Origin of the sequence: Williamsia serinedens, from assembly GCF_024171725.1 — a bacterium.
Classification (GTDB): Bacteria; Actinomycetota; Actinomycetes; order Mycobacteriales; family Mycobacteriaceae; genus Williamsia_A; species Williamsia_A serinedens.
On the sequence record NZ_JAMTCG010000003.1, the window covers coordinates 740482 to 757732 of the forward strand.

Here is a 17251-nt window from a genome sequence, read left to right on the forward strand (position 1 = left end):
CCTAGTAGGCGAACGAGAGGTGTTCGGCGGGTTCGTCGTCCGCGGCGTCGTCGTGCATACCCGGCTCGTCGGAGCTGGTGGGCGACGTCGTGGCGGACGGTCCGGTCTCCGCGTGGCGCTTGATGAGCACGAACCACGCGACGGCCAGCACGCCGTAGATCAGGGTGAACACGGTCAGCGACGTGGCGACCGTCGCGACGGATGTGGCGGACACGCCCTGCTGCACGGTCAGGTGGATGTTCGGGTCACCGTTCGGGTTCGGCACCACCATCCACGGCTGACGGCCCATCTCGGTGAACACCCAGCCAGAACTGTTGGCCAGGAACGGCGTCGGGATCGCGAGCAGTGCCAGTCGGCCCAACCACCGCGCCTGCGGTACGCGACCGCCGCGTGTGAACCACAGTCCGGCCAGCGCCAGCAGCGCCGACCCGGCGGCCCAGCCGATCATCGCCCGGAACGCCCAGTAGGTGACGAACAGGTTGGGGCGGTAGTCGCCCGGGCCGATCGTCTGCTGGTAGTGCTGCTGCATCTCGGCGACACCGGGCAGCGTCGCGTCGAAGGTGTTGGTGGCGAGGAACGATGTGAGATACGGGATCTGGATGAGGTGGGTGACCGAATCGCAGTTGTTGTGCGTCCCGATGGTCAGGACCGAGAACGACGCCGCGGTCTCGGTGTGGCACAGCGACTCCGCGGACGCCATCTTCATGGGCTGCTGCTCGAACATGAGCTTGCCCTGCACGTCGCCGGTGATCCCGAGCGCGATCCCCGAGGCGACTATCACCCACAGCGCCATCCGGGTGATCGGGCGGTGCAGGGTGCGCGCGTCGAGGCGCAGCACGGCGGCCTCGGCCGGCGTCGCGGCCACGTCGGCCCGACGGCGAGCACGGATCATCCACCACAGGCCGATGCCGGCGACGAATGTCCCTGCGGTGAGGAAGGATCCGGCCACGGCGTGCGGGAACGCCGCGAGGGTCGTGCTGTTGGTCATGACGGCCCAGAAGTCGGTCAGCTCGGGCCGACCGGTCTCCGGGTTGAACTGCGCACCCACCGGGTGCTGCATCCACGAGTTCGCCGCGATGATGAAGTACGCCGACGCGTTCACCGCGATCGCGACGAGCCAGATGCACGCGAGGTGGACCTTCTTCGGCAGGCGGCCCCACCCGAAGATCCACAGCCCGAGGAACGTCGACTCCAGGAAGAACGCGACGAGACCCTCGAGCGCCAGCGGCGCCCCGAAGACGTCGCCGACGAACCGGCTGTAGGCGCTCCAGTTCATCCCGAACTGGAACTCCTGCACGATGCCGGTGGCGACGCCGAGCGCGAAGTTGACCAGGAAGAGCTTCCCGAAGAACTTGGTGGCGCGGTACCACTGCTCGTTGCCGGTGACCGTCCACACGGTCTGCATCACCGCGATCATCGGTGCGAGACCGATCGTCAGCGGGACCAGGATGAAGTGGTAGACGGTGGTGATCCCGAACTGCCACCGGGAGATGTCGAGTGCGTTCATCGCCGACCTCGTCGTCGACACGGCCCGCGGGCGGGCCCGTGGGAGCTACTACTAGTCGTAGTACTACGACTGACCGTAGACCGCCATCCATGCCGTGACCAGGGATTCAGGGTGTTCGCTGGGACACAGAGACCCCGGTCACGCTCCCGCGCGGGCCTCGGCGGCCGCAGGGGATGCAGCGCGACGGACGACTGCACCCACAGACCCGGCGTGGATCAGGCGTCCACGCCACGTCTGTGGGTGCGGTGTTCGGTCGGCCCGGACGGGGCCGGCCGGGTCAGTCCTCGATCGCCTTCTCGACGAGGGCCGCGAAGTCCTTCGCCCGGGCGGGTTCCGGCATCTCGTAGCCGTTCAGTTCCCGGACGCGCGTCGCCAGGGTGACGCTCGACAGCAGCCACACCCCGTCGGCGACGATCAGGTCGGCCACACGCAGCGAGCGGTACTCGGTGCGCAGACCCTCCTTCTCCGCGGTCTCGAACAACGCCTGCTGAGTCGTCCCGGGCAGCACCCCGTCCTCGACGGGCGGGGTAATCAGGGTGTCGCCGTTGAGCACGATGACCGTCGACCGTGGGCTCTCGAGCACCTGACCCTCGCTCGAGGTGTAGATGACGTCGTCGACGCCCTGCGCGGTGGCGTGGCGCTGGGCGGCCATGTTGGTCGCGTAGCTCAGGGTCTTCGCGCCGAGCAGCTGCCACGGGGCGAGCGCGGCCAGGTCCACCGAGTAACCGCGCGTCAGCGTGATCACCGACGTCCCGTCCGTCCGCACGCTCGCGACGCGCGCGGGCACCGGACCGACGGTGAGGTAGGCGGTCGCCTCGTTCGACTCCCGGGTGATACCGGTCTCGGCGCGCTCGCGCGGCGCGGCCTGACCGACCGGTGCGCTCTCCCGGCCGCGCGAATAGACGATGCGCAGCAGACCCTCGGTCGCGCGACCGTTCTTCTCGGCCCATGTCCGTTGGCCTGTCGTGATCGCGGTGCGCCAGCGGTCGAGGTCCGGCGCGGGGAGATCCAGGGCTCGCGCGCTGTTCTGCAGCCGGTCGAGATGCCGGGACACGTTGCGCGCGCGGCCGTCTCGCACCAGCAGGGTCTCGAACACGCCGTCACCGCGGACCGCGGCCAGGTCGTCGGCGTGGAGGAAGGGGACGTCGGGGTCGAGGACTGCACCGTCGTGGGTCACCAGGATCGACTGCGGCATGGCGATCACCCTAGCCGGGGGCTCGTACGATGAGGACGTGACCGACTCGATCGGACAGCCCGAGCCCGACCAGCCCCCACTGCGGCGCCATCAGCAGGAATCCGGGGCCGTACCGCCCCCTGAGGACTCCGTCGACCAGGGTGTCGCATGGCACCACGGCGACCCCTTCGCCGAGCAGCGCGCCGCCGCGACGTCCGTCGCCGTCGTCGACCGCTCGCACCGTGGCGTGTTCGAGATCAGCGGCGACGAGCGACTCAGCTGGCTGCACACGATCTCCAGCCAGTTCGTAACCAACCTGGCCGACCGCTCGTCGGCGGAGAACCTCAGCCTCGACGCCAACGGCCGCGTTGAGGACCACTTCGTCCTCACCGACATCGACGGTCTGACCATCGCCGACACCGAGCCCCACCGGGCGCAGCCCCTGCTCACGTTCCTGCAGCGGATGGTGTTCTGGGCCAAGGCCGAGCCCGTCGACCGACCCGATCTGCGCGTCCTGACGCTGCTCGGGCCGCACGCGGTCACCGGACCCGTCGCCGAACTGCTCGAGATCACCCCCGACGCACCCGTCTACGCCGCCGGTCGCATCCCCGAGCTCCACCACGACGACGAGCCGTCGGGGTTCTGGCGGATCATGCCGCCGGTCGGCGAGCGGGGTGCCGACGGGCACCCGACGGTCCCTCGGGTCGACGTCCTGGTCCCCGAGGCGCAGTTCGACCGGTGGTGGGACGCCATCGTCGAGGCCGGCGCCCGGCCCGCCGGCACCTGGGCGTTCGAGGCGCTGCGCGTGGCGGCACTGTCGCCGCGGCTCGGCCTGGACACCGACGAGCGCACCATCCCGCACGAGGTCGACTGGATCGGCGGTCCGGACACGTTTGGTGCCGTGCACCTGGAGAAGGGTTGCTACCGCGGCCAGGAGACGGTCGCGCGCGTGCACAATCTCGGGAGCCCGCCCCGGCGGCTCGTCCTGCTGCAGATCGACGGCAGCGCCGACGGTCGGCCGGCGACCGGCGATCCCGTGACCGCCGACGGTCGCACGGTCGGCCGCATCGGGACCGTCGTCGAACACTTCGAGTTCGGTCCGATCGCGTTGGCGCTGGTCAAGCGGTCGGTCGAGCCCGGCACCGCCCTGGAGGCGGGCGGAGCGGCCGTGGCTATCGACCCCGCGTCGGTGCGCGTCGACGACCGGGTCCGCGCCGGTCGCGCCGCCGTCGAGGGACTCCGGTCGCGGTGACCGGTCGCGTGCTGGCGGTGTGTGCCGCCGACCGTCCCGTCCACCTCGACCGCATCGGCGACAGCGGTATCGGCAAGACGGAGATCCCCGGATCGGTGCGGGTCACCGCGGAGGGGATCGACGGCGACACCATCGTCGACACCAAGCACCACGGCGGTCGCGACCAGGCGGTGTACGCCTACAGCGACGCCGAGGCGCGCCGGTGGGCCGACGAACTGGGGCGGTCGCTCCCGTACGGCTGGTTCGGCGAGAACCTCAGGGTCGACGGGATCGACGTCACCGACGCCGTCATCGGTGAGCACTGGCACATCGGCGACGAGGTCCACCTCGAGGTGACCTACTTCCGCACACCGTGCAAGACCTTCTCGGTCTGGGCGGAGGAGCCGCGATGGATCCCGCGCTTCTTCGACCGTGCCGACGTGGGCGCCTACCTGCGCGTTCACCGCGAGGGCACGATCACCGCGGGCGACCCCATCACCGTCTCCGACCGCCCCGACCACGGCATCACCGTCCGCGCGTTGCTCACCGGCGACGTCGACGACGACGGCCTGGAACTGCTCGTCACCGATCCGCGGTACGACGGCAAGGTCGCCCGCGAGGCCCGCAAGATCGCGAATCGCCGCGCACGCACCTGAGATCACCGTCTCCCCCGGCGGGTCTTGTCCGGCCTGGTCCGCACTACGCCCCAGGCCGCGCTAGACTGTTGCACACGACAAGATTTGTTAACTCAGAGCGGGGCCGCCAATCTTGATTGGCCGCCCCGTCATCGTGCGAGGGGGTCCCCTATGGGCCGCGGCAGAGCAAAAGCGAAGCAGACGAAAGTCGCTCGGGAGTTGAAGTACAGCTCACCGAACATGGACCTCACCAGCCTCCAACGAGAGCTGGCCGGCGAACCGGAACGCCCCTCCGACCGCCCGGACCCCGCGGATGCGTGGGCCGACGAGGACGAGTGGCGCCGCGCCTGAGCGCTCATCGGAGAAGTTCCCGGCCGGAGATCGCCGTTCACCTCGGGTGACGTCGGACTCCCGGTCGGGAACATCTGTTTTCTAGAACCGTGGGTGCTCGCCGTGCAGGTCGGCCTCGCCCGCGGAGTCGCGTCCCTCGTGCGACTTCTTCACGGTCCCCAGCACCCAGCTGTCAATGTGTCGTGCCGTCAGCACCGCCAACGCGCGGTCGGTGTCCTCGGGAGCGACGATGGCGACCATCCCGACGCCCATGTTGAAGGTGCGCTCCATCTCGAGGCGCTCGACGCGGCCCCGCTGGGCGATCATCTGGAAGACCGGAGCCGGCGTCCACGTACCGCGGTCGAGCTCTGCACGGAGACCCTCGGGGATGACGCGCGCCAGGTTCTCGGCCAGCCCACCCCCGGTGACGTGCGCGAACGTCCGCACGTCGGTCTCGGCGACCAGCGCGAGGCAGTCCTTGGCGTAGATGCGCGTCGGCTCCAGCAGCTCCTCGCCGAGCGTGCGACCGAACTCCTCGACGTGCCCACCGAGATCCATGTGGCCCCACTCGAGCAGCACCTTGCGGGCCAGCGAGTAGCCGTTCGAGTGCAGTCCCGACGAGCCCATCGCGATGACGACGTCACCGGGGCGCACGCGGTCCGGTGACAGCACCTCGTCGGCCTCGACGACGCCCACACCGGTGGCCGACAGGTCGTAGTGCGACTGCTCCATCAGCCCCGGGTGTTCGGCGGTCTCGCCACCCAGCAGCGCACATCCCGCCTCGACGCAGCCGTCGGCGATGCCCTTCACCAGCTCCGCGACCGTCTCGGGGACGACTTTCCCGACGGCGATGTAGTCCTGCAGGAACAGCGGCTCGGCACCGCACACGACGAGGTCGTCCACGACCATCGCGACGAGATCGCGGCCGACGGTGTCGTGTTTGCCCATCGCCTGGGCCACGGCGAGTTTGGTGCCGACGCCGTCGGTCGACGACGCCAGGACCGGCTCACGGTAGTTGCCCCGCAGCGAGAAGAGCCCCGCGAAACCACCCAGCCCGCCGAGCACCTCGGGGCGTGAGGCGCGCTTGGCGTGGGGTCCGAAGAGTCGGACCGCGCGGTCCCCGGCGTCGATGTCGACACCGGCCTCGGCGTACGACGCGCCGCGGGTGGACTGTCCGTCGTCGGGCGCGGTCTCCTGGTTCGGCACGCCGGTCACGCTACCGGAGCACCCGCCACCCGCACGGTGGCGGGACCCGGGGCCGGTGCGCCCCGTCAGGGGCGGCGCAGCGCGCTGACGTTGTCGTTGTGCGAGACCAGCGGGTCGCTGCCCGCGGTCGACGACAGCATCGCCTCGAGGACCGCCTTGCCCATCGACGTCTCGGTCGGCAGGTCGATCGGGTACTTGCCGTCGAAGCAAGCGGCGCAGAGCTGTCCGGCCGGCTGTTCGGTCGCGGCGATCATCTCGTCGATGCTGATGTAGCCCAGCGAATCCGCCCCGATGGCCTGCCGGACACCCTCGACCATCCCCTCCTCGGACTCCATGCCGTTCGCGATCAACTCGGCGGGTGAGGCGAAGTCGATGCCGTAGAAGCACGGCCACCGCACGGGGCTCGAGGCGATCCGGACGTGGATCTCGGCGGCACCAGCCTCGCGGAGCATGCGGATCAGGGCGCGCTGGGTGTTGCCGCGGACGATGGAGTCGTCGACGACGACGAGCCGCTTCCCACGGATGACCTCCCGCAGCGGGTTCAGCTTGAGCCGGATGCCGAGCTGACGGATGGTCTGCGACGGCTGGATGAACGTGCGGCCGACGTAGGCGTTCTTCATCAGACCCTGGCCATAGGGGATCCCGGACTCCTGGGCGTACCCGGTGGCCGCGGGCGTGCCCGATTCGGGCACCGGGATCACGAGGTCGGCGTCGGCGGGGTGCTCGCGGGCGAGGCGGCGCCCGATCTCGACGCGGGACGAGTGCACCGACCGGCCGTTGATGACGCTGTCGGGGCGGGCGAGGTAGACGTACTCGAAGACACAGCCCTTCGGCGTGGGCGGGGCGAAGCGCGAGCTGCGCACACCGTCGGCGTCGATGGCGAGGAGCTCGCCGGGCTCGATCTCGCGGACGAACGACGCGCCCACGATGTCGAGGGCCGCGGTCTCCGACGCGACGACCCACCCGCGGTCGAGACGACCGAGGCACAGCGGACGGACCCCGAACGGGTCGCGCGCGGCGTAGAGGGTGTGCTCGTCCATGAACGTCAGGCAGAAGGCGCCGTCGAGCGTGGGCAGCAACTCCATCGCGGCCTGCTCGATGGTGCTGTCGGCCGCACCGTGGGCGAGCAGCGCGCCGACGACGTCGGAGTCGGACGTCGCGCCGCCGTGGATGCGCGACGCCATCAGGCCGGCCTCGCGGGCGACCGCGGCGAGATCGGCGGTGTTGACGAGGTTGCCGTTGTGACCGAGCGCGACGCCGGTCCCGGCGGCGGTCGTCCGGAAGATCGGCTGTGAGTTCTCCCACGTCGTCGACCCGGTGGTGCTGTAGCGGCAGTGTCCGATGGCGACGTGGCCCGGCATGGAGGCCAGGGTCTGCTCGTCGAACACCTGCGAGACGAGACCGAGATCCTTGAACACCAGGACCTGCGACCCGTCACCGACCGCGATCCCGGCGGCCTCCTGCCCGCGGTGCTGCAGGGCGTACAGCCCGTAGTAGGTCAGCTTCGCGACGTCCTCACCTGGGGCCCAGACGCCGAAGACGCCGCACTCCTCGCGCGGCTCGTTCTCGCCACGGTCGTCGAGAGGTGCAGCGGAGGCATGGTCGGCGAGGAGATTCGGGCTGTGGACGGACAGCTCGGTCACAGGGCACTCCGATGCGGTGGGCGGCGGTCGGACCTGCGCCCCAGTTTACGGGCCGACGTGCGGCGACGGCGAATCCGGCGCGCGCTCCCCACGGAGCATCAGACGCGCACGAGCGGCAGGTGCGCACCCACCTCCGACGCACGGCTGCCCGACGCCGACACCGTCGCCGCCGCGATCTCGTCGGCGAGGCCGGTGAGACCCGCCGCGAGGCGCAGCCAGGTGCGGGCGTCGGTCTCGACGACGTTCGGCGGGGTCCCCCTTGTGTGGCGGGGACCCTCGATGCACTGGACGGCGACGAACGGCGGGACCCGCACCTCGACGGACGAGCCGGGCGCGATCTGCGCCAGGGTGCGTGCCGTCGTCCGCACGGCGAGGGCCAGCGCCGGGCGCGCGGGTGCCTCGTCCGTCTCGCCGCGGAGCCACGGGCCCACGGCGAGGACGGCGGCGCGCATCTCGGCGGGGTCGACGGACTTCGGGGGCATCACCCGATCATCCCCTGTCGCTTTCGCGCACGGTGACCGGATCCGTTGTGAGGTGCCCCAGCCGCTCCTAGCGTCGCTGCACAACATCCGACGGGTCGCGGTCGTGCCGCACCCACATCCGAGCGGAGCCCATTCCCGGTGTCCAGCAGAACAGTTGCGCCCCCGCGCGCCACCGTCGACCACGAGGACGACCTCGCAGGTCTTCCCGTCGTGGGTCGACCCCACTACGGCCGGTGGCTCGCCGTCCTCGTCGTCGCGGTGCTCCTCGCCCAGGTCGTCGCGGGTGCGGTCACCAACCCCCGGTACGACTGGCCCACGTTCGCGTCGTACTTCGTCAGCACGACGATCCTCGAGGCGTTGTGGTTGACGATCTGGCTGACGCTCGCCGCGGCGGCGATCGGGTTCGCGGGCGGCATCGTGCTCGCGCTCATGCGGCAATCTCCCAATCCTGTTCTCAGTGGCGGTAGTTGGGCATTCATCTGGCTGTTCCGGTCGATCCCCCTGATCGTGCAGATCCTCTTCTGGGGATTTCTCGGGGCGCTGTACACCCACCTCGGCGTCGGCATCCCGTTCGGCCCCGTGTTCGCCGAGGTGGAGACCAAGAACCTCATCGCCCCGGTCACCGCCGCACTGATCGGCCTGTCGATCCACCAGGCGGCCTACGGTGCCGAGATCATCCGCGCGGGTCTGCTCTCGGTCGACGAGGGTCAGCGCGAAGCGGCTGCCGCACTGGGCATCCCGGTGCGGCGGCAGTTCACCCGCATCGTCCTCCCCCAGGCCATGCGCACCATCGTCCCGCCCGCGACCAACGAGGTGATCGGACTCCTGAAGGGCACGTCGGCGGTGTTCATCCTCGCCATCCCCGACCTCTTCTACCAGGTCCAGGTGATCTACGGCCGGAACGGCCGCATCATCCCGTTGCTGCTGGTCGCGGTCGCCTGGTACGTCATCCTCACCGGCCTGCTGTCGGTGGCCCAGTTCTACATCGAACGACGCTTCGCCCGCGGCGCCCACCGCGAACTGCCACCGACACCGCTGCAGCGCCTGCGATCCCGCCTCGCCACGCGGGCGGTGCGCGCATGACCGCCCCGGTCGTCCTCGACGTCCGCGGCGTCGGGAAGTCGTTCGACGGGGTCCGCGCCCTGTCCGACGTGTCGCTGCAGGTCCGGCAGGGCGAGGTGGTCGCGATCATCGGGCCGTCGGGCTCCGGCAAGTCCACTCTGCTCCGCACCATCAACCACCTCCAGCCGCCCACGGAGGGTTTCGTCACCGTCCACGGCGAGCTGATCGGGCTGCGTCGCGGCCGCAACGCCCTGCACCGCCTGTCGGAGAACGAGATCCGTCGGCAACGCAGCCGCATCGGGTTCGTCTTCCAGGCCTTCAACCTGTTCCCCCACCTCACCGCGCTGGAGAACGTCGCCGAGGCACCGGTCAGCGCCCGCGGGGTCGAGAAAGACGCCGCGCGCCGTGCCGCGGAGGAGTTCCTCGGACGCGTCGGCCTCTCCGACCGTCTCGACGCCTATCCCCGCCAGCTGTCCGGCGGGCAGCAACAGCGCGTCGCGATCGCCCGGGCGCTGGCGCTGGATCCCGAGCTCATCCTCTTCGACGAGCCCACCTCTGCACTCGACCCCGAACTGGTCGACGAGGTCCTGGCCGTCATCGGCGACCTCGCCCGCGCGGGTCGGACCCTTGTCATCGTCACCCACGAGATCGCCTTCGCGCGCCGCGTCGCCGACCGCATCGTGTTCATGGACGCCGGCCGCAACGTCGAGGAGGGCCCGCCCAGCCAGGTCCTGGGTCATCCCCGTGAGGCACGCACCCGCGCATTTCTCGACCGCGTCCTGTAGACGCGCCTTTCTCGCACACATCACAGTCACAGAACGGATCCCGCCATGACGCGACGTCGATCGATGTCCGCCGCCCTGCTCACCGTGCTCACCGTCGGGCTGCTCGCCACCGGGTGCTCCACACCGTCCGACGGCAGCACCCAGGCGGTGCGGGACTCCACCGGCGCGACACTGGACCTCAGCTCGACACAGCAACCGATCACCGCACCGAAGAACGACGCGATCGCCGCGAAGGTACCGGCCTCGATTCGGGAACGCGGCACCCTCGTGATCGGTCAGGGCTCGGGAACCGGCAGCCCGCCGTTCTCCTTCCCGTCGACCGACGACAACAATGTCTGGGTCGGCGACGAGGTCGACATCGCTCGGCTCGTCGCGGACACGCTCGGCTTGAAGCCGGACTTCCGTCGCTCGTCGTGGGAGGGCCTGTTCCTCGGGATCGACAGCGGCGCCAGCGATGTGGGTTTCTCGAACATCACCGTGACCGAGGCCCGCAAGGACCTGTACGACTTCGCGAGCTACCGGACCGACATCCTGTCGCTCATCGCCCGCAAGAGCGATCCGATCCGCTTCACGGGGTATCAGGACCTCACCGGGAAGACGATCGCGGTGGGCTCGGGGACGAACCAGGAGAAGATCCTCGTCGACTGGTCCGAGAAGCTGAAGGCGGAGGGCAAGGCGCCCATCACCATCAAGTACTACCAGGATGTCACCGGCGTCTGGTCGGCGCTGAACGCCGGGCAGATCGACGCCTACTTCGGCCCGAACCCCATCAACGCCTTCCACGACGCACAGGTTCGCGGCACCCCGAACGAGACCACCATCGTGGGGCAGGTGTCAGGCGCCGGCTCCGGGGTGACCGGTCTCATCGCCGCGACCACCAAGAAGGGCAACCCGCTGATCGAGCCTGTCCGCGAGGCGCTCGACGCCGTCATCCAGGGCGGGCAGTATCGAGAGGTGCTCCGCCGCTGGAATCTCGACAAGGAGGCCGTGACGTCCTCGCAGCTCAACCCGCCCGGGCTCCCGCGGACGTGACCGACGCGCAGGTGGGCTGTCATCCGACGCCCGTGTTCGCGTCCGTCGCCCAGGACGATCCCCGGGCGCGGCCGCTGCTCGACGAGCTCGCCGTCGAGTACAGCAGTCGATACGGGCACCCGCTCGACACCGTCCACCGCGATCTGGTCGAGTACCCGGCGTCGCAGTTCGCGCCGCCGGATGGCGGGCTCGTCGTCGCACTGCTCGACGACGAGCCCGTCGCCGGCGGCGCGTTCCAGCGCTACGACGACCACACGGCAGAGTTGAAGCGGATCTGGACGTCGGAGCATCACCGTCGGCGCGGCTACGGCCTGCTGGTGGTAGCCGAACTCGAACGACGCGCTGCGGCAGTGGGATACACCGACGTCTTCCTCACCACCGGGTGGCGACAACCCGAGGCGGTCGCGCTGTACGTGTCCGCGGGCTACACCCCGGGCTTCGACGTCGACACCTATCCGATGGGGCCGCAGCCGCATCCGTTCCGCAAGCAACTCCGCCGTTCACCGTGATCGAAACCCTTCTCGGACCGACGGCGGGCTGGCAGAACTGGTGCGATGCTCGCTCGTCTGCCCCGCCGGGTCACCCTCGTCGTCACGGTGCTCGCCATCGCCGCCGGCGCGAGCGCCTGCACCGAGCCGGCCCCCGGGGCTGACGACACCGGTCCGCCCCGCACCGGAGGAACCCTGCGGTACGGACTGTCCCAGGCGCCGACGTGCGCCGATCCAGCGCAGTCGTCGACGAACCAGACCATCTACGTGACGCGGCCGATCGTCGACTCCCTCACAGACCAGGACCCGCGGACGGGCGCGCTGGTCCCGTGGCTCGCGCAGCGGTGGGAGGTGTCGCCGGACTCCCGGCGGTTCACTTTCACCCTGCGCCCGGGGGTCACGTTCAGCGACGGTGCACCTCTCGACGCCACCGCGGTCGCGCGCAGCTTCGACTCGGTCGTGAAGACACTCGGTCCGGTGAAGGCCGCACTCGGTGCGAGTTACCTCGCCGGATACAGCGGCACGACGATCGTCGACCCCCAGACGGTCGTCGTCGAGTTCACCCGGCCCAACGCGCAGTTCCTCCAGGCGACCTCGACCTCACAGCTCGGCATCGTCTCGCCCGCGACCTCCGCGAGGTCGGCCGCCCAGCGATGCGAGGGCGAGGTCGCGGGAACGGGCCCGTTCGTCTACACCGACTACGCCCAGGACCGGTCGGCGACGCTCGAGAAGCGGAAGGGCTATGCCTGGGGGTCGTCGGTGGCCGGGCACACCGGCGAGCCCTACCTCGACCGCATCGAGTTCACCGTCGTCCCCGAGTCCGGCGTCAGGACAGGGAGTCTGGCGTCCGGCCAACTCGACGCGATCAGCGACGCCCTCCCGCAGGACCGCACGATCATCGAGGGTGCGCAGGGCCGGGTGCTCACCACCCCCAACCCCGGGATCACCTTCGGGCTGCAGCCCAACGTGTCTCGCGGGGTCCTAGCGGATCGTGCTGTCCGCGTGGCGCTGCTGTCGGCGATCGACCGGCAGGAGCTCGTCGACACCGTTCTCGACGACACCTTCGCGCCGGCGACCAGCGTGCTGGCCCGGAACACCCCCGGGTACGTCCGATCGCCGCTGGTCACCTTCGACCGGTCCCGTGCCGAGGCCCAGCTGGACGCCGCTGGGTGGCGGAGAGGTTCAGACGACATCCGTCGGAAGGACGGGCGAAAACTGTCGTTCGCCGTCACCTTCAGCGCGGTGTTCGCCGCGAACCAGACGGTGCTGGAACTAATGCAGCAACAGCTGCGCCTCGCGGGCGTCGACATGCAGCTCGACCTCGTGTCGACGCCGGAGAGCGTCGCCCGCCAGAGCAACGGGAAGTTCGACGCGTTCTACTACAACTCGACTCGAGCCGACGGCGACATCCTGCGGGTGTCGTTCTCGACCCGCGGCCGCAACATCGGCCGCGCGCCAACGGTTCCCGCACTAGAGGACGCGTTCACCGGTGAGTTGTCGACCTCCGATCCCGCGGCGCGTGCGCGGTTCATCGCGACGGCACAACAGGAGATCCTGGACAACGGCTTCTTCATCCCGACCATCGAGCTGTCGCAGACCATCGGCCAGGGCTCACGCGCTCACGGTCTGCGCTTCGACGCGTCGGCGCGACTGCGATTCGACGACACCTGGGTGACCCCCGACTCCTCGGACAGCAGGAGCTGATCATGGCGCGGTACATCGCATTCCGTCTCCTCCAGGCCGTCGCCGTGCTGTGGGCTGCGTTCACCGTCTCCTTCATCGTGCTGTTCCTCCTCCCGTCCGACCCGGTGAGCCTTGCTGCGGACAGCAACGGCGCGGGCACGCCCGTCGACGCGACCGCGATCGCGGAGATGCAGGCCCGCTACGGCCTGGACAAGCCGGTGTGGGAGCAGTATTGGACCGCCCTGACCAACGCCCTGCACGGCGACCTCGGGTCGTCGATCACCACCGGGCGCAGCGTCGTGAGCGCCATCGGCGACGCGGTACCGAGCACCCTCGCACTCGCCGGCACCGCGCTCGTCATCGCGATCGTGGGTGGCGGGGGTCTGGCGTTCCTGGCGGTGTACACGCGCGTCCGCTGGCTGCGGACCGCACTGTTGTCGCTGCCTCCCCTGGGCGCCGCCGTACCGACCTTCTGGGTGGGACTGATCCTGCTGCAGGTGTTCTCGTTCGGCCTCCCGGTGTTCCCCGCGTTCGGTGACCAGACACCGGCGTCGGTGGTCCTCCCCGCGATCACCCTCGCGATCCCGACCGGTGCGGTGATCGCGCAGGTCTTCGCTACGTCGCTGCTGTCCACCTGGCGGGAACCGTTCGTCGAGGTGGCGGCAACGAAGGGAGCGTCGCGCTGGTACGTCCACACGCGCCACGTCTTCCGGATCGCGACGGTTCCCGCGGTGACGATCGCCGGCGTGCTCGTCGGCGAACTGCTCGCCGGGTCGGTGGTCGTCGAGACCGTCTTCGCCCGCGCAGGGGTGGGCCGGTTGACACAGACCTCCGTGCTGGCACAGGACATCCCGGTGGTGCAGGGCATCGTTGTGCTGACAGCTCTGGTCTTCGTGGTGGTGACGCTGGCCGTCGATCTCGTCTATCCGCTGATCGACCCACGGATCGTCGTACGCCGGAGCCGTCGGGCACCGACGACCGGCCCCGCCACCGCCGACAGCTCGGAGTCCGCCCGTGTCTGACCTCCTCGTCGAATCCGTCGACCGCACCGACGCACCGCCCCAGAGCACCCCCGCTCGCCGTCGACGGCGGGGGTGGGCGCGATGGATCACCGTAGTGGTGGCCGCGGCGATCCTGCTCCTCGTGGCCGGGTGGGCGCTGTTCCCGTCGGTGTTCGCCTCCGGCGACCCATACGCCCTGGTACCCCGCGACAAGATGCAGCCGCCGAGCCTGCACCACTGGTTCGGCACCGACAGCATCGGCCGCGACCTCTACACCCGGGTGGTGCACGGTGCGGAGCTGTCGCTCTCGGCCACGATCAGCGCGGTGGCCATCGCCTTCGTCGTCGGATCGGTCGTCGGCCTGCTCGCCGGCGCGATCGGCGGCGCGATCGGCGGCGTGGTCGACACGGTCCTGATGCGCGTCGTCGACGTGTTGCTCTCCATCCCGACGTTGCTCCTGTCCCTCGCGGTGGTCACCGCCCTGGGCTTCGGGACCACCAACGTGGCCATCGCCGTGGGCGTCACGATGATCGCCGGGTTCGCCCGCGTCATGCGGGCCGAGGTGGCGCGGGTGCGGCACGCCACGTACGTCGAGGCGGCATTCCTCGCCGGGTCCCGGTGGCCGTCCGTCCTCCTGGACCACATCCTGCGCAACGCGATCGCCCCCGTCATCGGCCTCGCCGCCGCCCAGTTCGGTCTCGCGGTGCTGCTGGTGTCGTCGTTGAGCTTCCTCGGCTTCGGCGCGAAACCGCCGTCACCGGAGTGGGGCACGCTGATCGCCGACGGCCGGAACTACCTCGTCACCGCGTGGTGGCTCACCGTCATCCCCGGTCTCGTGATCGTGGCCGTCGTCGTCAGCGCGCACCGTGTGGGACGCGCGTTGCAGGACCGTCGATGAGCGCCGCCGGCCCGCTGCTGCGGGTGTCCGGCCTCCGCGCGTCCTACGGCGAGGCCGAGGTCCTGCACGGCATCGACCTCACCGTCGACCGCGGCGAGGTCGTCGCGGTCGTGGGTGAGTCCGGTTCGGGGAAGTCGACGCTCGCACACGCCACCGTCGGGCTCCTCCCCGAGGGCGGTCACGTCGACGCAGGCCGCATCGAGTTCGACGACGAGCGCATCGACTCCGCGTCGGAACGCCGACTCAGCCGCCTGCGCGGGGCCCACATCGGCGTCGTCCCCCAGGATCCGACGTCGTCGCTGAACCCGGTTCGTCGTGTCGGTGATCAGGTCGGGGAGATCCTGCGATTGCACGGCCGGGCCGATCGCCGGAGCGCCGCGCTGCGCGCCGTCGACATCCTCGCCGAGGCAGGCGTCGACCGTCCCGACGAGCGTGCGGGCCAGTACCCCGGCGAGTTGTCGGGTGGGCAGCGGCAACGCGTGCTGATCGGCATCGCCCTGGCGTGCTCGCCGGAACTGGTGATCGCCGACGAGCCGACCTCCGCGCTCGACGTGACCGTGCAGCGGCGCATCCTCGACCTGCTGGACACCCGCATCGCCGAGACGGGTGCCGCGGTCCTGTTCATCACCCACGACCTCGGCGTCGCCGCCGAACGCGCCGATCGCATCGTCGTGATGTCGCAGGGGCGCGTCGTCGAGTCCGGTCCCGCCCGCGACATCCTCACCTCACCGCAGCACCCGTACACCGTCGGGCTCGTCGCGGCCGCGCCCCACCTCAGGCGCCCTCGCACCCGGGCAACCGTGCCCTCCGATGGTGATCCGTTGCTGCGCGACGGACCTTCGGGTGCAGTTCTCGCTGCGCGGCGGGTCGTCGCTGACCGCGGTCGACGGGGTGTCGTTCGACGTCCACCGCGGACAGACCGTGTCGATCGTCGGTGAGAGCGGCTCGGGTAAGACCACCACCGCCCGCATCGTCGCCCAGCTGCACCGACCCGACTCCGGGTCGGTCGAGTTCGACGGTGTCGACGTCACGGGTGCGCGTGGGCGCGAGCGGCGGGCGTTGCGACGTCGGTTGCAGTTCGTGCACCAGAATCCGTACACATCCCTCGACCCGTCGCTGTCGATCCGGCGGATCGTCGGCGAGCCGCTGCGTGCGTTCGGCGTGGGTGACCGCGCCGGTCGTCGGGCGCGGGTGGACGAACTGCTCGATCAGGTGGCGCTGCCGAGCGCGCTGGCGGACCGTCGACCGCGCGAGCTCTCGGGCGGGCAACGCCAGCGGGTCGCGATCGCCCGTGCGCTGGCGCTCGAGCCGGAACTGGTGGTGCTCGACGAGCCCGTGTCCGCACTGGACGTGTCGGTGCAGGCCCGGATCCTCGACCTCTTGGACCGTCTGCAGCGCGAGCACGGCCTCGCCTACCTGTTCATCTCGCACGACCTCGCCGTCGTCCGGGAGATCAGCGACCACGTGCTCGTGATGCGCGCGGGGCAGATCGTCGAGGCGGGCGACGTCGAGACCGTCTTCGACGACCCGCAGCACCCCTTCACGCGCGAACTCCGCGACGCCGTCCCCGACCCGTCCCGACCCACCCGCAAGACGCGAGTGAGCGGCCCCTGACCCGGCGACGCCGCCCACCGTGCCGAAAACCACCGCCGACCGGGCCACAACCACTCACCCACCGTGCAGTGGATCCCGTCGACCGTGCACCAGATCCCGTCGAACGGGCAGTTCTGGCGCGCCGCCGGCATCGAGTGCCCGCTCGGCGGGCTTTTTCCGCACAGTGATACTCGATGGGCCCGGTTCAGGGGTGGGTCTGGCTCATTTCTGCACTGACACGACCTGGCTGTTGTCCTTCGAGCGATCGGTCGACTCGCCCTTGGGCCTGGGCGCATCTGTCCGGGGCCGTCAGCGTGCTCCCGGCCGGTCCGGGTGTGGCTTGATAGGAGCCTGACGACACACGGCAATGTCTCGTCACTGTTCTGTCCACCCGGCCCGACCGGTCGCGTGCGGCCCACCTCCTAGCCCAAAGGTGACCCATGGCCAGCATGACAAAACCGCCGTCGGAAAGCAGTGCCGATCGGGTGTTCGTCGGGATCG

15 protein-coding genes and 1 pseudogene are annotated in these 17251 nt (G+C 70.2%); 11 read left to right on the top strand and 5 right to left on the bottom strand.

Annotated features, from left to right (window positions below; translation table 11 throughout):
* Nucleotide 1: 1 nt before the first annotated feature.
* Both LX12_RS10915 and LX12_RS10920 read right to left on the bottom strand, forming a co-directional pair.
* Nucleotides 2-1507, bottom strand: a complete 1506-nt coding sequence (locus LX12_RS10915; RefSeq protein WP_253654542.1) for a cytochrome ubiquinol oxidase subunit I — start codon at nucleotides 1505-1507, stop codon at nucleotides 2-4.
* A gap of 277 nt (nucleotides 1508-1784) precedes the next feature.
* Entirely contained in the window at nucleotides 1785-2702 is a 918-nt protein-coding gene (locus tag LX12_RS10920) for an aminodeoxychorismate lyase (protein WP_253654543.1), read from the bottom strand.
* Nucleotides 2703-2739: 37 nt separating this feature from the next.
* Here LX12_RS10920 and ygfZ point away from each other — a divergent pair, with 37 nt between their 5' ends.
* The 3 genes from ygfZ (at nucleotide 2740) to LX12_RS10935 (ending at nucleotide 4898) form a co-directional block, all read left to right on the top strand.
* Nucleotides 2740-3933: a CAF17-like 4Fe-4S cluster assembly/insertion protein YgfZ gene (gene ygfZ / locus LX12_RS10925; RefSeq protein WP_253654544.1), complete on the top strand. Its 1194-nt coding sequence runs from the start codon at nucleotides 2740-2742 to the stop codon at nucleotides 3931-3933.
* Nucleotides 3930-4568, top strand: a complete 639-nt coding sequence (locus LX12_RS10930) for an MOSC domain-containing protein (RefSeq protein WP_253654545.1) — start codon at nucleotides 3930-3932, stop codon at nucleotides 4566-4568. The genes ygfZ and LX12_RS10930 overlap by 4 nt, the downstream gene beginning before the upstream one ends.
* A gap of 150 nt (nucleotides 4569-4718) precedes the next feature.
* Nucleotides 4719-4898 carry a DUF3073 domain-containing protein gene (locus LX12_RS10935; protein ID WP_253654546.1) on the top strand — a complete coding sequence of 60 codons (180 nt, stop codon included), beginning with the start codon at nucleotides 4719-4721 and terminating at the stop codon, nucleotides 4896-4898.
* Between the two features lie 81 nt (nucleotides 4899-4979).
* Here LX12_RS10935 and purM read toward each other — a convergent pair whose 3' ends face one another.
* From purM to LX12_RS10950, 3 genes are all read right to left on the bottom strand, one after another.
* Nucleotides 4980-6083, bottom strand: coding sequence for a phosphoribosylformylglycinamidine cyclo-ligase (purM, locus tag LX12_RS10940; protein WP_253654547.1), 1104 nt, complete (start codon nucleotides 6081-6083; stop codon nucleotides 4980-4982).
* Between the two features lie 65 nt (nucleotides 6084-6148).
* Nucleotides 6149-7726: an amidophosphoribosyltransferase gene (purF, locus tag LX12_RS10945; RefSeq protein WP_253654548.1), complete on the bottom strand. Its 1578-nt coding sequence runs from the start codon at nucleotides 7724-7726 to the stop codon at nucleotides 6149-6151.
* A gap of 98 nt (nucleotides 7727-7824) precedes the next feature.
* Nucleotides 7825-8208 carry a sterol carrier family protein gene (locus LX12_RS10950; protein WP_253654549.1) on the bottom strand — a complete coding sequence of 128 codons (384 nt, stop codon included), beginning with the start codon at nucleotides 8206-8208 and terminating at the stop codon, nucleotides 7825-7827.
* Between the two features lie 138 nt (nucleotides 8209-8346).
* Between LX12_RS10950 and LX12_RS10955 the strand changes: the two genes are divergently transcribed.
* From LX12_RS10955 to LX12_RS10990, 8 genes and pseudogenes are all read left to right on the top strand, one after another.
* The gene (locus LX12_RS10955; RefSeq protein ID WP_372504979.1) at nucleotides 8347-9291 is read left to right on the top strand and encodes an amino acid ABC transporter permease; all 945 of its coding nucleotides are present in this window, start codon (nucleotides 8347-8349) and stop codon (nucleotides 9289-9291) included.
* On the top strand, nucleotides 9288-10055 hold the full coding sequence (locus LX12_RS10960) for an amino acid ABC transporter ATP-binding protein (RefSeq protein ID WP_253654550.1): 768 nt from the start codon (nucleotides 9288-9290) through the stop codon (nucleotides 10053-10055). The genes LX12_RS10955 and LX12_RS10960 overlap by 4 nt, the downstream gene beginning before the upstream one ends.
* Before the next feature lie 45 nt (nucleotides 10056-10100).
* Complete coding sequence (locus LX12_RS10965; protein ID WP_253654551.1) at nucleotides 10101-11087, top strand: ABC transporter substrate-binding protein; 987 nt, start codon at nucleotides 10101-10103, stop codon at nucleotides 11085-11087.
* On the top strand, nucleotides 11084-11596 hold the full coding sequence (locus LX12_RS10970; RefSeq protein ID WP_253654552.1) for a GNAT family N-acetyltransferase: 513 nt from the start codon (nucleotides 11084-11086) through the stop codon (nucleotides 11594-11596). The genes LX12_RS10965 and LX12_RS10970 overlap by 4 nt, the downstream gene beginning before the upstream one ends.
* Before the next feature lie 45 nt (nucleotides 11597-11641).
* The gene (locus LX12_RS10975) at nucleotides 11642-13279 is read left to right on the top strand and encodes an ABC transporter substrate-binding protein (RefSeq protein WP_253654553.1); all 1638 of its coding nucleotides are present in this window, start codon (nucleotides 11642-11644) and stop codon (nucleotides 13277-13279) included.
* Nucleotides 13280-13281: 2 nt separating this feature from the next.
* Nucleotides 13282-14280, top strand: coding sequence for an ABC transporter permease (locus LX12_RS10980; RefSeq protein WP_253654554.1), 999 nt, complete (start codon nucleotides 13282-13284; stop codon nucleotides 14278-14280).
* On the top strand, nucleotides 14273-15157 hold the full coding sequence (locus LX12_RS10985) for an ABC transporter permease (protein WP_372504980.1): 885 nt from the start codon (nucleotides 14273-14275) through the stop codon (nucleotides 15155-15157). Before LX12_RS10980 ends, LX12_RS10985 begins: the two co-directional genes overlap by 8 nt.
* A pseudogene (locus LX12_RS10990) lies at nucleotides 15154-16771 on the top strand (dipeptide ABC transporter ATP-binding protein). The gene LX12_RS10985 and the pseudogene LX12_RS10990 overlap by 4 nt, the downstream one beginning before the upstream one ends.
* Nucleotides 16772-17251: the final 480 nt, after the last annotated feature.

Bases quoted from the DNA above. Each gene is read 5' to 3' on its own strand.
- LX12_RS10915 (WP_253654542.1), bottom strand. From the start codon at position 1,507: ATGAACGCACTCGACATCTCCCGGTGGCAGTTCGGGATCACCACCGTC.
- LX12_RS10920 (WP_253654543.1), bottom strand. From the start codon at position 2,702: ATGCCGCAGTCGATCCTGGTGACCCACGACGGTGCAGTCCTCGACCCC.
- LX12_RS10935 (WP_253654546.1), top strand. From the start codon at position 4,719: ATGGGCCGCGGCAGAGCAAAAGCGAAGCAGACGAAAGTCGCTCGGGAG.
- LX12_RS10950 (WP_253654549.1), bottom strand. From the start codon at position 8,208: ATGCCCCCGAAGTCCGTCGACCCCGCCGAGATGCGCGCCGCCGTCCTC.
- LX12_RS10960 (WP_253654550.1), top strand. From the start codon at position 9,288: ATGACCGCCCCGGTCGTCCTCGACGTCCGCGGCGTCGGGAAGTCGTTC.
- LX12_RS10965 (WP_253654551.1), top strand. From the start codon at position 10,101: ATGACGCGACGTCGATCGATGTCCGCCGCCCTGCTCACCGTGCTCACC.
- LX12_RS10975 (WP_253654553.1), top strand. From the start codon at position 11,642: ATGCTCGCTCGTCTGCCCCGCCGGGTCACCCTCGTCGTCACGGTGCTC.
- LX12_RS10980 (WP_253654554.1), top strand. From the start codon at position 13,282: ATGGCGCGGTACATCGCATTCCGTCTCCTCCAGGCCGTCGCCGTGCTG.